This window comes from Campylobacter concisus, assembly GCF_003048445.1.
In the GTDB taxonomy this organism is placed as follows: Bacteria; Campylobacterota; Campylobacteria; order Campylobacterales; family Campylobacteraceae; genus Campylobacter_A; species Campylobacter_A concisus_BF.
In genome coordinates, this window is record NZ_PIQW01000038.1 from 1 (window position 1) to 1,225 (window position 1,225).

1 protein-coding gene is annotated in these 1,225 nt (G+C 34.9%); it reads right to left on the minus strand.

Annotated elements, in window-relative coordinates:
• The coding region (locus CVT14_RS10590) for a hemagglutinin repeat-containing protein (RefSeq protein ID WP_199907344.1) at window positions 1-1,186 on the minus strand (1,186 nt) is incomplete at its 3' end.
• Window positions 1,187-1,225 lie beyond the last annotated feature (39 nt).

Here is a 1,225-nt window from a genome sequence, read left to right on the forward strand (position 1 = left end):
TTAAAGAGCTCTCTTGTTTAGTGGTAGCAAGATCAGCCCTTACACCTACGCTAAAGCCATATGTTCCTGAGCTTGCAAGAGCTGCTGCCATTTGGGTTATAAGTGCTAAATTCTTCGCATTTACATTCTCAGTTGCAAGAAGAATGTTTTCTTTAAAGTATTTCTCCTCGTCTCTATACTCTTCTAATATCTCGCTTACTTCTTCTATATCAGAGTAGTCGATGCCTACCTCTTTGTTTCTATATCTTTGCTTTATATCGCTTAGGCTAGCTTCTAGCTTTGACTTCTCTTTTTTATAGTTGTCATACTCTTTTTTCACTCTTTTTAGTTGAGCGATCGCCTCTTTTAGAGCAAGTGCTGCTGGGACGATCTGTGCATACTCGTTTTGAGCGGTGATAGATAGTGTGCCAGTTGCCTCTTTGCTTGATGTATCTTTGGCGTAGAGGTTGGTTGAGTGTTTGATATTTGAGTTTTGGCTAGTTAAATTTATAGCTTCATTAGCGTTTAAATTTGAGCCTACTATATTTATATCATCTTTTGCGTTTAGGTTTATGTCGCCATTTGCATTTAAATTTGACGAGTTTGCATTTACCCAATTCTCTTTTGAGCTTTTTTGATCTAAGCTAGCTTTTGCGATAGGTACTTTTATAGATGTGTCTTTTGTTTTTGCTTTTAGATCTTTTATAGGATTTAGCTTTTGTATTAGGTCTGCTTTTAAATTCTTGATGTGCTCACCAATTGAGATTAAGCCTATCTTACTTTTTTTACTAACTTCGTTTCTATAGCTCTCATCATTAGTATTTGATATATCTATGCTATTGGCATTTAAATTTATATCTTTTTGTGAATTTAGGTTTGCACCTTTTAGGCTGATATTGCTTGCGTTTATATTTATGTTTTCATTTGCATTTAAATTTGAAGCAACTGCCCTTCTATCGCCTTTTTCAAGTAGATGAAGGTTGCTTTCATAAAGAGATGTTGGTTTTAATGAAAAGCGTGAGCTTTTAGTAAAGCTTTGGCTTGCTTCTACGTTGTGATTAGCATCTACTATAACGTTTTCATCTGCGTTTAAATTTATATTGTTAGCATTTAGATTTGATGAGACTAGAGCTAGGTTACCACCAGCCTTTAGACTGATATCACCTGCGTTTAAATTTGAGCTGATGACCTTTTGATTTATAGCCATTAGATGAGACTCTTTTTTAGAGAAAAAGCCCTTTGACTT